This window comes from Chitinophaga oryzae (genome assembly GCF_012516375.2).
GTDB lineage: Bacteria > Bacteroidota > Bacteroidia > Chitinophagales > Chitinophagaceae > Chitinophaga > Chitinophaga oryzae.
Genome location: NZ_CP051204.2, coordinates 111,831 through 126,067, shown reverse-complemented (window position 1 = coordinate 126,067; position 14,237 = coordinate 111,831). Strand labels below are relative to the sequence as shown.

At 50.9% G+C, this 14,237-nt stretch carries 17 protein-coding genes; 12 read left to right on the top strand and 5 right to left on the bottom strand.

The features are described from left to right. Positions 1-78: 78 nt before the first annotated feature. On the top strand, positions 79-2,211 hold the full coding sequence (gene feoB / locus HF324_RS00535; protein WP_168861731.1) for a ferrous iron transport protein B: 2,133 nt from the start codon (positions 79-81) through the stop codon (positions 2,209-2,211). Between the two features lie 41 nt (positions 2,212-2,252). Beyond that, positions 2,253-3,152, top strand: a complete 900-nt coding sequence (locus HF324_RS00530; RefSeq protein ID WP_168861730.1) for a M28 family peptidase — start codon at positions 2,253-2,255, stop codon at positions 3,150-3,152. Between the two features lie 136 nt (positions 3,153-3,288). Here HF324_RS00530 and HF324_RS00525 read toward each other — a convergent pair whose 3' ends face one another. Continuing rightward, entirely contained in the window at positions 3,289-4,707 is a 1,419-nt protein-coding gene (locus tag HF324_RS00525) for a S41 family peptidase (protein WP_168861729.1), read from the bottom strand. 50 nt (positions 4,708-4,757) lie between these two features. Then, positions 4,758-5,393, bottom strand: coding sequence for a DUF922 domain-containing protein (locus HF324_RS00520; protein ID WP_168808412.1), 636 nt, complete (start codon positions 5,391-5,393; stop codon positions 4,758-4,760). A 189-nt stretch (positions 5,394-5,582) separates the two neighbouring features. Between HF324_RS00520 and paaA the strand changes: the two genes are divergently transcribed. From paaA to nadD, 5 genes are all read left to right on the top strand, one after another. After that, positions 5,583-6,581 carry a 1,2-phenylacetyl-CoA epoxidase subunit PaaA gene (gene paaA / locus HF324_RS00515; protein ID WP_168808410.1) on the top strand — a complete coding sequence of 333 codons (999 nt, stop codon included), beginning with the start codon at positions 5,583-5,585 and terminating at the stop codon, positions 6,579-6,581. A gap of 79 nt (positions 6,582-6,660) precedes the next feature. Further along, complete coding sequence (locus HF324_RS00510; RefSeq protein ID WP_078669720.1) at positions 6,661-7,029, top strand: 1,2-phenylacetyl-CoA epoxidase subunit B; 369 nt, start codon at positions 6,661-6,663, stop codon at positions 7,027-7,029. Further along, the gene (gene paaC, locus HF324_RS00505; RefSeq protein ID WP_220101262.1) at positions 7,026-7,790 is read left to right on the top strand and encodes a 1,2-phenylacetyl-CoA epoxidase subunit PaaC; all 765 of its coding nucleotides are present in this window, start codon (positions 7,026-7,028) and stop codon (positions 7,788-7,790) included. The genes HF324_RS00510 and paaC overlap by 4 nt, the downstream gene beginning before the upstream one ends. Before the next feature lies 1 nt (position 7,791). Beyond that, complete coding sequence (gene paaD, locus HF324_RS00500; protein ID WP_168808408.1) at positions 7,792-8,289, top strand: 1,2-phenylacetyl-CoA epoxidase subunit PaaD; 498 nt, start codon at positions 7,792-7,794, stop codon at positions 8,287-8,289. 178 nt (positions 8,290-8,467) lie between these two features. Beyond that, the gene (nadD, locus tag HF324_RS00495; protein ID WP_168808406.1) at positions 8,468-9,037 is read left to right on the top strand and encodes a nicotinate (nicotinamide) nucleotide adenylyltransferase; all 570 of its coding nucleotides are present in this window, start codon (positions 8,468-8,470) and stop codon (positions 9,035-9,037) included. Here nadD and HF324_RS00490 read toward each other — a convergent pair. Next, a complete protein-coding gene (locus HF324_RS00490) occupies positions 9,034-10,113 on the bottom strand; it encodes an AI-2E family transporter (protein WP_168808404.1) in 1,080 nt (359 codons plus the stop codon). The two genes, nadD and HF324_RS00490, sit on opposite strands and share 4 nt — an antisense overlap. 209 nt (positions 10,114-10,322) lie before the next feature. On the opposite strand from HF324_RS00490, the gene HF324_RS00485 reads away from it, so the two are divergent. Genes HF324_RS00485 through HF324_RS00475 form a run of 3 tightly spaced genes read left to right on the top strand, consistent with a single transcriptional unit; the run spans position 10,323 to position 11,398 of the window. Beyond that, positions 10,323-10,517: a YtxH domain-containing protein gene (locus HF324_RS00485; protein ID WP_168808402.1), complete on the top strand. Its 195-nt coding sequence runs from the start codon at positions 10,323-10,325 to the stop codon at positions 10,515-10,517. 26 nt (positions 10,518-10,543) lie between these two features. Then, complete coding sequence (locus HF324_RS00480) at positions 10,544-11,017, top strand: hypothetical protein (protein WP_168808400.1); 474 nt, start codon at positions 10,544-10,546, stop codon at positions 11,015-11,017. A gap of 18 nt (positions 11,018-11,035) precedes the next feature. Beyond that, complete coding sequence (locus HF324_RS00475) at positions 11,036-11,398, top strand: hypothetical protein (protein WP_078669727.1); 363 nt, start codon at positions 11,036-11,038, stop codon at positions 11,396-11,398. Here the strand turns inward: HF324_RS00475 and HF324_RS00470 are convergent, their stop codons facing one another. Further along, positions 11,399-12,424 carry an SPASM domain-containing protein gene (locus tag HF324_RS00470; RefSeq protein WP_168808397.1) on the bottom strand — a complete coding sequence of 342 codons (1,026 nt, stop codon included), beginning with the start codon at positions 12,422-12,424 and terminating at the stop codon, positions 11,399-11,401. A gap of 130 nt (positions 12,425-12,554) precedes the next feature. On the opposite strand from HF324_RS00470, the gene HF324_RS00465 reads away from it, so the two are divergent. Both HF324_RS00465 and HF324_RS00460 read left to right on the top strand, forming a co-directional pair. Continuing rightward, a complete protein-coding gene (locus tag HF324_RS00465; protein ID WP_168861728.1) occupies positions 12,555-13,322 on the top strand; it encodes a glycoside hydrolase family 25 protein in 768 nt (255 codons plus the stop codon). Between the two features lie 4 nt (positions 13,323-13,326). Beyond that, a complete protein-coding gene (locus HF324_RS00460) occupies positions 13,327-13,608 on the top strand; it encodes a hypothetical protein (protein WP_168808393.1) in 282 nt (93 codons plus the stop codon). Here HF324_RS00460 and HF324_RS00455 read toward each other — a convergent pair. After that, a complete protein-coding gene (locus HF324_RS00455; RefSeq protein WP_220101261.1) occupies positions 13,605-14,198 on the bottom strand; it encodes a CAP domain-containing protein in 594 nt (197 codons plus the stop codon). The two genes, HF324_RS00460 and HF324_RS00455, sit on opposite strands and share 4 nt — an antisense overlap. Positions 14,199-14,237: the final 39 nt, after the last annotated feature.

Sequence of the window (14,237 nt, the reverse complement as noted above, 5' to 3'; positions counted from 1 at the left end):
CCGATCATTACCCGGGGAGATTAATGATTAACTTTGTGTATTCGGCTCATAACATTAAAAAAGAGGATAAGATAAGGAATGCAGGCACCAATAAACATCGCGCTGGTAGGAAATCCTAATAGTGGAAAAAGCTCCCTTTTTAACGCACTCACCGGGTTAAATCAGAAAGTCAGCAACTTTCCCGGGGTGACGGTAGACAAGAAAACCGGAACGGCCAACATTGTTTCGGGACTTTCGGCCAACATTATCGACCTTCCGGGGACGTACAGCCTGTACCCTAAAAGTGCGGATGAATATGTGACTTACGATGTACTGATTAATCCGGCAAACGAAGACGCCCCCGATATGGTGATCATCGTAGCCGATGCCTCCAACCTGAAACGTAACCTCCTCTTCTGCTCTCAGATTATCGACCTCAAGTTCCCGGTGATCATCGCCCTCACCATGATGGACATCGCCCGCAAAAAAGGGGTGGAAATAGACATCGACGGGCTGGAAAGAGAGCTGGGCGTGCCGGTGGTAGCCATCAACCCCCGCAAAAACAAAGGGGTGTCCGAACTGAAAAAAATCATCGAACTCACCGCCCGCGGCAACTACAACGCCGCCCCCCGCGATTTTATCTCCAATGCCGCGTTAGCCGAAAACGTGATAGCGGACGTAAAAAAAGCAGTGCCCTCCTGCAGCGATTACGGCGCCCTGCATGTTGCCGTAAACACAGAAGAGCTGACTTTCCTCAATGCAGGCCAGAAACAGGCCATCCGGCAATCGCTTCAAAACAACCAGTTCAATAAAACAAAAGTACAGGCGGAAGAAATCATGCAGCGGTACAACCGTATCAAGCATATCATGAAAAGTTCCGTCGTGGAAGCCGACCCTCTGCAGAAGCAGCTGCGCTCCGAAAAAATTGACGACCTGCTGCTGCACCGTTTCTGGGGGTATGTTATCCTGCTGGTAGTGATGTTCCTGCTGTTCCAGAGTATCTTCTGGCTGGCTTCCTACCCAATGGACGCCATCGAGGCTGGTTTCGGCGAATTGAGCGGCTGGCTGACAAAAGTACTGCCCGACAATAAGATCACCGACGTCTTCGTCAATGGTATCCTCGCCGGTATCAGCGGGTTTGCGGTATTCGTTCCGCAGATCATGATCCTGTTCGGCCTGATCACCGTGCTGGAAGACACCGGTTATATGGCGCGTATCAGCTTCCTTACCGACCGCCTCATGCGGCAGGTAGGGCTCAACGGAAAATCCGTGATGCCGCTGATCAGTGGCGTGGCCTGTGCGGTTCCCGCTATCATGGCCACCCGCACCATCGAGAACAAAAAAGAACGCCTGATCACCATACTGGTCACACCGCTTATGAGCTGTTCCGCGCGGTTGCCTATCTATACCATGATGATCGCGCTGGTCATCCCCGACAAAAGAATATTCGGTTTCCTGGGCCTGCAGGGCCTTGTAATGATGGGCCTCTACCTGCTCGGTTTCTTTATGGCCATCCTGATTGCGGCCGTGATGAAGCTGTTTGTAAAGATCCAGGAGAAAAGCTATTTCATTATGGAACTGCCGGTTTACCGCGCTCCCCGCTGGAAAAACGTAGGTACTACCATGGTGGAAAAAGCGAAGATATTTATCACCGACGCCGGTAAAGTGATCGTGGTCATCTCCGTGGTCCTCTGGTTCCTGGCCTCTTACGGGCCGTCCGGCAGAATGGAGCCGCTGCACGCCAAATACGAGAAACTGATCGCTGCGGCGCCGGAAGGCTCTCCTGAAGCAGAAGAGCTGGACCGCCAGTTCCGCTCCGAAAAGCTGGCGCATTCCTATGCCGGCATCCTCGGCCATGCTATTGAACCGGCTATCCGCCCCCTGGGTTTCGACTGGAAAATAGGCATCGCGCTGATCACATCTTTCGCCGCCCGTGAAGTATTTGTGGGCACCATGGCCACCCTCTACAGCGTGGGAGAGAACCCGGATGACAACAATGCCACCCTCCGGGAAAAAATGGCGTCCGCCAAATGGCCGGACGGCAGACCGGTATACACCCTTGCCACCGGGCTATCCCTGATGCTGTTTTATGCATTTGCGATGCAGTGCATGAGTACCATGGCTATCGTAAAAAGGGAAACAAAATCATGGAAAATACCCTTCATACAGCTGGGATACATGACGGCCCTGGCCTATATCTGCAGTCTGATCATCTTTAACATCTTCAGATAATATCTTGTACATTGCAGTAATGCTCACGAAATTGCATTACTATGAAAGTGCTTTGTTACACCTTATGCCTGCTTGCTGCAGGGCCGCTGATGGCGCAGTCTGTCGACTCTGCCCAGCTCATGAAAGATGTGCGGACCCTTTCCGCCGATAAGTTCGAAGGCCGTAAAACCGGCAGCCGCGGCAGTCGCCTGGCCCAGTTTTATATCATCGACCGTTTTAAACAGATCGGCATCACCCCTTATCACAACACCTACGAGTACCCGTTTTATTTCCAGGAAGGAGATAAAAAAATCATGGGGACTAACCTCTACGGCTATATCCCGGGGAAAAGCAACGAGGTGATCGTCATCTCCGCGCACTATGACCACCTGGGCACCGGCAGGCCCAATGCCGCAAAAGACAGTATCTACAACGGGGCAGACGACAACGCGTCCGGTGTGGGCACCCTGCTGGCGATGGCTGCCTACTTTAAAAAGAACCCGCCCAAATACACGCTGCTGTTTGTTGCGTTTGACGGAGAAGAAGAAGGGCTGCAGGGGTCCCGGGCCTTTGTACAGCAACCGCCGGTGCCATTGAGCTCCATCCGGCTCAATATCAATATGGACATGGTGTCGCGCAATGATAAAGGAGAGCTGTATGTGGCTGGCACCACGCCTTATCCGCAGCTGAAAAAATATACCGATGCCGCAGCTGCCAAAAGCAATATCAGGTTACTGGCAGGCCATGATGTTTCCGGTACCGGCTCCGACAACTGGACCAACCAGAGCGACCAGGGGCCGTTTCACGCAAAGAAGATCCCCTTCCTGTATTTCGGCGTAGAAGACCACCCTGACTACCACCAGCCGGGAGATGAATATGATCATATCCACCATCGCTTTTATTATCAGGCGGTGAAAACCATTTTGGATGTGGCTAAGGAGGTAAATGACACTGGGATTTAGGGATTTTTTGATTTACGAATTTTTTAATTTTATAAATGATAAAAGAGAAGACCGGCGCGATCGTCATTCGCGCCGGTCTTCTCTTCTTTATTCCAGAAATCAAAAAATTCGTAAATCAAAAAATCCCTAAATGTATTTATCTCAATGTTTGTATCATGCCCTGGAAGCGGTTGCTCTGGCGCAGCGTTCCGATCCTGCCGGTGCTAAGCTCGGTGGTGGCCATTCTGCCCAGCGCTGATGCCGGGATGCCCATGTCTGTCAGCGCGGAGCGCAGCAACGGATCACTGAGGCTGCCCCAGTTGTGGGTATAGTCGTCCGTTACCGTAAGGGTGGGGGCGATGCCATCGAAATAATTTCCTTCGCCGGCGGCGTTGAATGTCTGGAAAGAAACGGCATACATATCATACTGGCCAAAGGGGATGTTGATGAAACCTACCGGTTTACCGTAAGTGGTGCCGCCGATCAGGTGTGGTTTCATGGTGGGCTTCAGCACATTGTACAGCAGTTCGCTGGCAGACACAGTGCCGTAGGTAACGATGAAGCTCAGGTTGGTCAGGGCCAGATTCCCCTGTTTTTGGAACCTGGCGGTTTTATAAGTGGTGGCTTCGTTCCGGAAGATCTCCGTCCAGTACATATTGGGATTGTATGGGAGCGCTTTCATGTTCCGGAAAATATAGCTGTAGTTGTTATTATGGACGTTGCTGTTGAACTGCTGCGTATACATCACGGTATTGCTGGCGCTGGCCGGCGCGAGGTTGTTGGCCAGGTATTCCGCCGTTTCCAGGAGGCCGCCGCCGTTGTAACGGAGGTCCATGATCACCCGGGTAACACCGCCCTGCGCCCACACATTGAACAGTGAATCGAAGGTGGGCTTCACATCCATAAGGGCGACGAAGTTGTTGAATACAACGTAGCCTACTTTGGTGCCGTTGAAATTGTAGGTGTTGGCGTAGAGAACAGGATTGAGTTTATAGGTGGCGGGAGACAGCGTGATGGTCTGGGAATTATTATCCGGTTTGCGGAATATCCAGGTGGCGCTTTTGCTGGAAAAGGCGGCGTTGAGCAGGTTGTCTGTCGCTTGTCCTACCTGGAAGCTGGTGGTACCGTTGACGCTGGTGAGCTGCCATCCGCGTTTGATGCCGGCTTTATCTGCCGGGGAGCCGGCGTAAACGTACACAACATAGAGCGTATTGTCTGTCTGATAGCCGACTTCGAAGCCCATGTCGCCTGCAATACCTTCCTGGATGGTACGGGAAGTGCTGCCGTCGTCCAGGAAGCTGTATTTATCGAGTGGCTGGCTGCCCGTATTGTTCTTTTTGATGCTGATGAGTGAGCGGAACATGCTCACCGGGGAGGAATAGCTTTCCGGCTTAAAGGTGGCGGAATCGGGAATAACATCTGTCCACAGGTAAATGTCTTTAAACACGGAGAAGATACTATCGTTGATATTGCCCTGTTGTCGTTGCGGGCCTGCCGCGTCCTTTTTTTTACAGGCAGAGAACAGGGCGGTGAACAGGAGGCCGGCGATCAGCCAGTTGCGTCGATTTGGTTGCATAGCAGCAAATTTAGGATAACCCGAATGATTAAACGAACAATAGTATAACACTATTGTGGACCAAAGTTACCAAAGAGATCATATCCAAGTTCTTCCGGCATCACCCCTTTGTTTTTAAGGCCCAGGTTGACTTTATCCCGCCATCGGACCTGCGCAGCCATATTGGTGCCGTGATGGGTGTCGCGGTCGAAGGCGTACTGCATGCGGTTCATTTCCTGGAAAGACTGGAGATATTGATATTGTATAACACTGTCGTAGTCGTCGCGGTTCAATGCAGTTTGCCGCAGCTTTTGTTTGAAGCGTTCCACCACCAGCCGGGTGATGTCGAAATGCAGCTGTTCATGCATCAGCGCGTAGTTGTCGCGTGCATCGTTCCGTACCCAGGAGGCGCTTTTTATAAAGAACACCTGCATGATCAGCTTGATTTTCAGCGTGTCGTGGGAGAGGGTGCTGGCGCCTTCGTAGGAAAAGCTGGTGTAGGACACGGCGGCGCTGGGTCCGGCAGGAGAGGGCGTACCCCTGAAATCGTCCCAGCGGAGCCTGCGGGTGTTGGAATAAAAAAGGGTGTCTGAATCCGGGTCGTCCTCATCTTCCCGGTCCTCGAATTCCAGCTGGATGTGGATGATTTTATGCGGCGGCGCCGGCGGGATATGCGTTTCCGTCTGCCCGAAGGGCAAAAAAAACATACAAAATATATGTAATAAGGGTGGCATACCTGTGGACAACAGGAATAAAATTAGGAAAATGCGGGACTGCCTGTTCCCGGGCGCCAAAATTTGTAAATTCTATAACATTTGCCCCGGCGTTTTAACAATCATTTTCTGCCGGAAACGGGCTTTTTTCCGTAATTTACTTCCAACCAAAACAATCGCACTATGTACGGCGGCGGATATATTTTCGACGAACCAAACGGTAAACAGCTGCGGGAAGAACAACAGCATGATGATCCCGGAAAGCTGGCGGCTTTTGAAGAAAGGATCGCCAGGGGGGAAAAAATTGAGCCGGGCGACTGGATGCCGGCGGAGTATCGCAGACAACTCATCCGTTTAATTGAACAGCACGCGCACTCAGAAATCATCGGGGCATTGCCGGAAGGAACATGGATCACCCGCGCTCCCGGATTTAAGCGTAAACTGGCCCTGATCGCCAAGGTACAGGATGAGATCGGTCACGGCCAATTGCTGTACAATGCAGCGGAAACCCTTGGCAAGTCAAGGGAAGCAATGATCAACGACCTGCTCAGCGGCAAATCCAAATATTCCAACGTATTTAACTATCCCGCCAAAACATGGGCGGATGTGACTGTGATCGGTTTCCTGATCGATGCGGCCGCTATTGTGAACCAGGTGGCCAATGCCAAGGGTTCCTATGGCCCTTATTGCCGGGCGCTGGAGCGTATCTGTTATGAAGAGAGCTTCCACCTGAAACAGGGGCATGATGCGTTTATTGAGCTGGCAACCGGTACGCCGGAGCAGAAAGCCATGCTGCAGGATGCGCTGAACCGCTGGTGGCAGCCGATCATGCATTTCTTCGGTCCTCCCGACAAAACTTCCCGGCACAGCGAAAAGCTGATGCAATGGAAAGTGAAGATGGCCAGCAATGATGAAATGCGTAACCAGTTCCTCGACAGCTATGTGCCTAAAATATGGGAGCTGGGACTGACCCTGCCGGACCCGTTGCTCCGCAAAAATGCGGATACAGGCCGCTGGGAATATACCGATCCCGACTGGGACGAATTTTTCCGGGTGATCAACGGCGGCGGTCCGTGCAACGCAGAGCGGCTGCAGGTGCGTAAGTGGGCGGAAGAAGAGGGGCGCTGGGTACGCAAGGCATTAATGAACCCGGCAGAGCGGCGCGCGTTGCCGGTGGCTTAAATCGTATATACCTGCACGTTATAGCCTGCGATCCCGGTCGACAGGCAGTTTTTCGTTTAAAAAAGCAATCAACAAATTCATGTCTAACGAGTCTTTAGATCCGCGTGTCAACAGGCTGAAGCTGGGTGATGCCAGCGCGGTCATCAAAGTGGAGGAAGGGGAGAACTGGAATGTGTACGAAGTGTTTCACCAGGAGAAGAGGGGGGCCCACCATGAGCACGTAGGCTGTGTGCATGCACCGGACCCGCAGCTGGCGCTGGTTTTTGCCAAAGAACAATTTGCCCGCCGTAAAAAATGTGTGAACCTGTGGGTAGTCAGAAGTGCCGACATTCTGGCTTTTGATGTGGAAGATGAAGATATGTTCGCCAACAATCTGGAAAAGAACTACCGCGATGCCAGTGGTTTTAAGGTAATGGAGAAGATCAACAAATTCAAACAATCGAAATGATCAGCAACGCAGCATTAGCAGACCTTATTATAAAGATGGCCGACGATGAACTGATTCAGGGCCATCGTAATTCCGAATGGACAGGCCTCGGTCCTGTTATGGAAGAAGATATTGCCTTTTCCTCCATGGCACAGGACAAGATCGGCCATGCCTGGGCGCTGTACCGCATCCTGCATGAACATCTCGGCGGCGAAGATCCTGACCGCTTTGCATTTATGCGCCCGGAAAGCGCTTTTAAATGCGCCCACCTGGTGGAGATGCCCAATGGCGGCTATGATTTCAGCCTGATGCGGCATTTCCTGTTCGACCATGCCGAAACAGCACGTTATGAAAGCTTGCAGGACAGCAGCTTCGAACCGTTTCAGCTGCTCAGTAAAAAAATAAAGGGAGAATTGAAATACCATACACTGCATGCCAACGCATTCATCATGCAGCTGAGCAAAGCCAGTGAAGAGGGATATGCCCGGATGCAGACGGCGCTGAACGATACTATCGCCCTTGCCGCCGGTATCTTTGAACCTTCTGCCGCTCACGAGGAAACGCTGATCGCGGAGAAGGTGTACCCCGGGGAGAAGGAGTTGTACCATCGTTGGCTGGACCGTATCTATCCCGTGCTGGTGAATGCCTCCCTCAATCTTCCTGATATGGATTCCATCACGCCGGCGTATGGCGGCAGGCAGGGGTTTCATACCACGTACCTGGGGCCGTTGCTGAAAGAGATGGGAGAAGTATTTAACCTGGACACGGAGGCCAGCTGGTAATATGATGTCAGCCACTATTTCACAGGAAGATGTATATCATGCGCTGGAACAGGTGATGGACCCTGAGATACCGGTGCTCAGCGTGATAGATCTCGGTATGATCACCGGGGTGGACATCACGGAAGGGCAGCCCGTATTGGTCCGCATGATACCTACGTTCGCCGCCTGCCCGGCCGTCAGTTATATTAAAGATAATATCAGGACGGTAGTGGAAAAGGCGCTTGGGGTAGCCGTGACCGTAGAAATCGATAAACATGTGCACTGGGAAAGCAACCGGATGACGGCTGCCGCCAAAGAGAAACTGAAGAACTTCGGGATCGCGCCGCCGCCGGTACTGGAAGGGGACGTACGGCCGGAGATCATGCTGAACACGCCTTGCCCGCATTGCGGCAGCGAACACACCTATCTCCGTTCACCGTTCGGGTCCACGTTGTGCCGCGCTATTCATTACTGCAAGTCATGTGGCCAGGTGTTTGAGCAGTTCAAGCCGCTGGAATAAGCGTTGTTTCTATGTTTCCGCCATGGCTATCACAGGAAATACCTACTTTTACAATTACGGATTACGAATTACGAATTACGAATTGAGCGCTTTCTTATAGCATGGTTACTGAAGGACGTTTTCCATAAGCAGGCCCTCAATTCGTAATTCGTAATCCGTAATTGAAAAAAGATGAAACATGAGAATAGGTTTGTATTTCGGGTCTTTTAATCCTATACACACAGGGCATTTGATCATTGCCAATTATGTAGCATACAATACTGACCTGGACAAAGTATGGTTTGTGGTTTCCCCGCAGAACCCACTGAAGACTTCCTCTACTTTGCTGAATGAGCATGACCGTTTTCATCTGGTGGAACTGGCCATCAAAGATGAGCCGCGCCTGCGCGCCAGCAATATCGAGTTTTCCCTGCCGCGGCCGTCCTTTACGGTAGACACGCTGGCCTATATGGGGGAGAAATTCCCCACACAGGAGTTTGCGATTATCATGGGGAGCGACAGTTTTCAGAACCTGCCGCGCTGGAAGAATTATATGCACATCGTACAGCACTATCCGATATATGTATACCGCCGTCCGGGGCATGATATCACCGATACCTACGGCGCCCGGGTGGAAATACTGGACGCGCCCATGCTCGATATTTCCGCGACAGACATTCGGAAATGGATCAAAGAGGGCAAGTCCGTACGGTATATGGTACCGGATGGGGTGATCAATTACATCCAGGAGAACAACTACTTCCGCTAGTCGGCAGCCGGTCGGTTGCCATGGGCGGCCGCCGTTTCCTGCTGATGCCGTTGCCGGCGGTCCCTTCTTTTCACCAGGAATTCGTTGGAATAGATTTCCAGCAGCAGGATGAACATGGAAATGAGCAGGGGACCGAATATCAGACCAATAAAACCAAAGAGGTTAACACCGATGATCACACCGAAGATGGTAATCAGGGGGTGAACATCCGCTATCTTTTTAGCCAGCAGAAAACGGGAGATATTATCGGAGGTGCCTACCACCCCAAAACCGTATACCAGTACCGCAATGCCCTGCCAGGTACTGCCCGTAGCCAGCAGATACACGCCCATGGGCACATATACCGCTGCGGCGCCGATCACCGGCAGCATGGCCGTAAAACAGGTGACCACGAACCAGAAAAACGGTTGCGGAACGCCAAAGATAAGATACCCGATCAGCGATACAATGCCTTGTATAACAGCAATCAGCGGTATTCCCAGCGCATTGGCAAATACCAGTGTGTTGAATTCTCTGCCCAGTCTTTCCACGTTTTCATCCCGCAGCGGGATATACTCGTAGAGATTTTCCTCCATCTTCCGGCCGTTGACCAGCATAAAGTACAGGATGAAATACATGATGGCGATGGCGGTCAGCGTATTGAACGTGGCGCCGAGGAAGCCGGGCAGGAAGGCAGTGAGCCCGTCCTGCAGTTTCTGCAGCTGTTGGGTAGACAGCAGGTCGATCCCTATTTCCTGGTGCAGCCTTTCATTGAATTCCCGGGCTTTGTTGATGATTTCGCCGGAATGGTTGGCGGCATAGGCCACACGGGATGACAGCATGTTTACCAGTGCGCCGATAGGCAGCAGGATGATGAGGAAAGAAGCTGTCATCAGGAGGGCGGCGGCAGGGCTCTTTTTCCATTTCCGCACTTCCACCAGCCGGAACATCCATTTACGGCAGGCCACGTACAGGGTGATGGCTCCCAGGAAGCCGGGGAAGAACAAATATAATTCCTTAAACAGCAGGATAGCCAGGAAAAGGATCAATAAAAGAAACCCAATTTGTTTGAGACGGTCGTTGTCGAGATAGCTCATAGTACAATAATATCGGATAATTTATTGGTACAGGCAAAAAATGAACCAGCGCTTCCGGCCAAGATAGTTAAACAAAAAACCGCAAAGCTTGTTCTTAATGCGGAATTTTAGTGGAAAGTTTTATACATTATTCATTTATGGAATGGTGTTTGTGAACCTTTAGATACCAAAAAATGAAAACTTATTCTCTCACCTTAAAAACCTATTTTATGAGTACAAGTTCCAAAGCTGTTGTTTCTTTTATTGTTGGTGCAGCCGTAGGCGTGGCAGTAGGGTATTTCCTGAACTCCGACAAAAAAGATGAACTGGTGGAAAAACTAAAAGACCAGACAGACAGGCTGAAAGACAAATGGAGAAAAAGAAAGGACCAGTTCCAGGATGAATTGGAAAATGAGTTGGCATAACCCCTAAGCTGTTTAAAAAACATTGCATGGAAGAAAATTTCGGCAACTATTTTAACCAAACGGGCAAGGTTGCCAGAGAATATCTGGAAACCAGGCTGGACCTGCTGAAGCTCCAGGCGGCAGGAAAGCTGTCGAAAGCGTTGGGACTGTTCTTTTCCCTGACGATGGCTTTCCTGCTGTTCTTTTTCGTGATCGTTTTCCTCGGAATGGTCGTGGGATTCTGGATCGGCGAAATGACCGGCAGCTTCACGATTGGTTTTTCCTGCGCTGCAGGCCTGTTTGTGTTGTTATTTGTGGTGATCCTGCTGTTCCGCCGGCAGTTGATACAGCGGCCCCTCACCAGGTTGTTGCTGACAGAATTGGTAGAGGAAATCGCAGAAGCGGACGAACAGTCAGGACATATTCATAACCAGCCCGGACACAACCCGTCCGGACATGATCAGGATACATATGGACATGTGCCCAATGAAGAGGCTACAGAAAACACTTCAAAAGGATAACATGAAAAATGTTTACACATGCGTAAGGTAAAAGTAACCAATCAGGAGACCCTTGACCTGGAAATTGCCCGTTTGAAAATGCGCTCCCGGCAACTGGAAAATGATCTGGGCAGGCGGGTAGACTACTTTAAAGACAATTATAAGAAGATGGCGCTGAATGCCGTTATACCCGGCAGCGCCAGGCATAGCGGCGTACTGAATATTGCCGCCAACGTGGCTAAAATGGCCTGGGGCAGCGGTAAATTCAAGAATTTTGCCACCGGCGCCCTCATGACGGCCCTGGAATTTATAGGCGTGCAGCTGGGCATCAATATTTTCAATAAGGTGACCAACCGCCGTAAGAAGAAAAAAGCAGCGCAGGCCAGCGCTGAGGAAGAATAGTTACCCCCAGACTTTCGTCCCCTCACTGCAATTGGCGCAGATATCGATGTTTTTCCGGGTTTCCAGGATCTGGCTACGGAAACGTATATACTCTTTGTTGTGCCACAGCGCCTTGAATGATTCTTTTTTGAGATTACCCAGCCGGTGCTGTGCATCTTTATCAAAACAGCAGGGCACTACCAGGCCATCCCAGGTCACCACCGGCGAATGCCACAGGCGCCAGCAATGGTTGCCCAGCTTGTTCTTGATAGCATAAGTACCGTCTTCGTTACGGTGGTAACGGGAGTATTTGTCAATAGTGGGAATGAGGCGGTTGCCTTCTTCATAGTCATATACCTGTGCTGTCTTGAACCGTACCTGATCTACCCCGATTTCTTTCGCCAGTCTTTTAATGTCTTCAATCTGGTGCTCGTTGGGTTTTACCACGAGGAACTGGAAAAACACAAAAGGCTTGGTGGACTTCAGCTCTTTTTTCCACTTCACGATATTTTTAGCCCCTTCTATCACCTTGTCCAGCTTGCCGCCCACCCGGTACTGCGTATATACGTCCTGGGTAGTGCCGTCTATGGAGATGATGAGCCTGTCCAGCCCACTTTCCACGGTTTTTCTGGCATTGGCGTCTGTCAGGTAATGGGCGTTGGTGGAGGTAGCGGTATAAATACCTTTGGAAGAAGCATATTTCACCATGTCCAGGAAGCCGGGATTGAGGTAAGGTTCTCCCTGGAAATAGAAGATAAGGTATAACAGCTCTTTCGATATTTCGTCGATGGTTTTCCGGAAAAAATCCTGTTCCAGCATCCCCGTAGGGCGGGTAAACGCCCGCAGGCCGCTCGGGCATTCCGGGCAGCGCAGGTTACAGGAGGTAGTAGGCTCAAAAGACATGGAAATGGGGTAACCCCATTGTACCGGCTTATTGGTCCACTTGCTGATGAAGTAGCTGCCAAGCACTTTTCCGGCGTTCCACACGCGACGGAAAGTGAATTTGGAAGCGAGGTTCAGGGTATCGTTCAGGTTAAAATCAGGCATATAAAATTCACTTGACCTGTGTAAAAGTAGCGTCTTTAAACAAATTATAACCTATACTTGCCGTAAAAAAAGGTCTGCCGGCATTAAACAGCAGCATATTACCCGAATCCCTGCAACTAACTAAAGCAACGTGAAACGTAACTGGACCCGCATTATTTTATTGACGGTATTAACGATCCTGCTGGCATTTGTCGCCTGGAAATGGTGGTATTCCCGGGAGGAGCGCATCTCTTTTGTACGATATGATGAATTTGGGATTGATATCCCGGTCAACTATAAAATCCATGGGATCGATGTGTCCAAATTTCAGAAAGATATTAACTGGCAGGCTGTGAAGCAGATGCAGGTCGATAAAATTCGTATATCCTTCGCCTTTATAAAGGCGACGGAAGGTATTACCCGCCAGGACGCCACCTTCCGGCAAAACTGGGAGCGGGCAGGCCGGGCAGGGTTGGTGAGGGGCGCTTACCACTTTTTCTACAGTACCCGCGATCCCCTGAAGCAGGCCATCAATTTCCGGAATGTAGCAGACCTTCAGCCGGGCGACCTGCCACCGGTGCTGGACATCGAAACCAGCAACAACCAGCCGGCAGCGGTGATCCGCAGTACCGCCAAAATATGGCTGGAAGAAATGGAAAAGGCGTATAAAGTAAAGCCGATCATCTATACCAATATCCATTTCTACGAAACGTATCTTGGCAGTGAGTTTGATGATTACCCCTTATGGATCGCGCATTATTACCAGAAAGAGCGGCCGGCGTCTAAAAGGGCATGGCTTTTCTGGCAGCACAGCGATATCGGCAGGGTGAACGGCATCAGAACGACAGTAGACTTTAACGTATTCAGAGGTGACAGTGCAGCCCTGGCAAGGCTGTGCATCCCGGCGAACAGAAACTGATCATATGGCGGAAGAAACAGAAAATCCACAACAGGAGCCCAGGAAAATCGACAAGCTGGACAGAGACCTTTTCTGGTTTCTTATCAAGATCATGCGTACCATCTTTGTCGGTTTCTTCTGGATGTTTTTTAACGTATTTCTGGGCCTGTTCCTGGGATTTGCCGTGCCGGAGGAGTCAACCCCCGGCCGGATGATCTTTTTTTACTCGTGGTTTGTGTTGTCGCTGGCAGGCTACCTTTATATGATATGGCGTTTCTGGCGCAAAAAAATGGACAGGCCCGATTAGTTGCCGCTTCGTCTGCCAAGCTCCATCGTCCAGTAGTTGCCGGCTTTGCCAATGCCCATTTCCCTGAAATTGCCGTTCATCATGTTTTTACAGTGCCCCGGGCTGTTGAGCCACCCCAGGATGACACTCTGCTCATCCATATAGCCCTGTGCAATGTTTTCCCCGTAAGTGTTCCAGTTGTAGCCCACGGCGTCGAGTCGGGAGCCTGGTGTGGAGCCGTCGGGAGAGGTATGACTGAAGAAGTTTTTGGTCTTCATTTCCACGCTGAAATCATATGCTGCTTTTTCCAGCAGGCCGTTCCAGGTAACCGGCCCTACGGGGGGCATCTGGTCCGTTCCGCATTTACAGCCTTTGGTGCGCAGGCCGTTCACCAGTTTAAGCAACGCGTCGCGGTCGATGTTGTTGCCGGCTACGCCGGTACCAGGAGTGCTTGTTCCCGGTTGGGAAGTGTCTCCCGAAGGTTTCCCCGGCGTCGTGGCCGCCGTGTCTTTGGGATTTACGGGGAGCAGGCCCGAATCTTTGGAACAGCTTGTAAATATCGCTACTGCCACACCTATACCTAAAATCGCACGAATAAATTTCCCTGTCATAACCAGTTGAAAATTAAATAAATAAACAGATACAGGTCT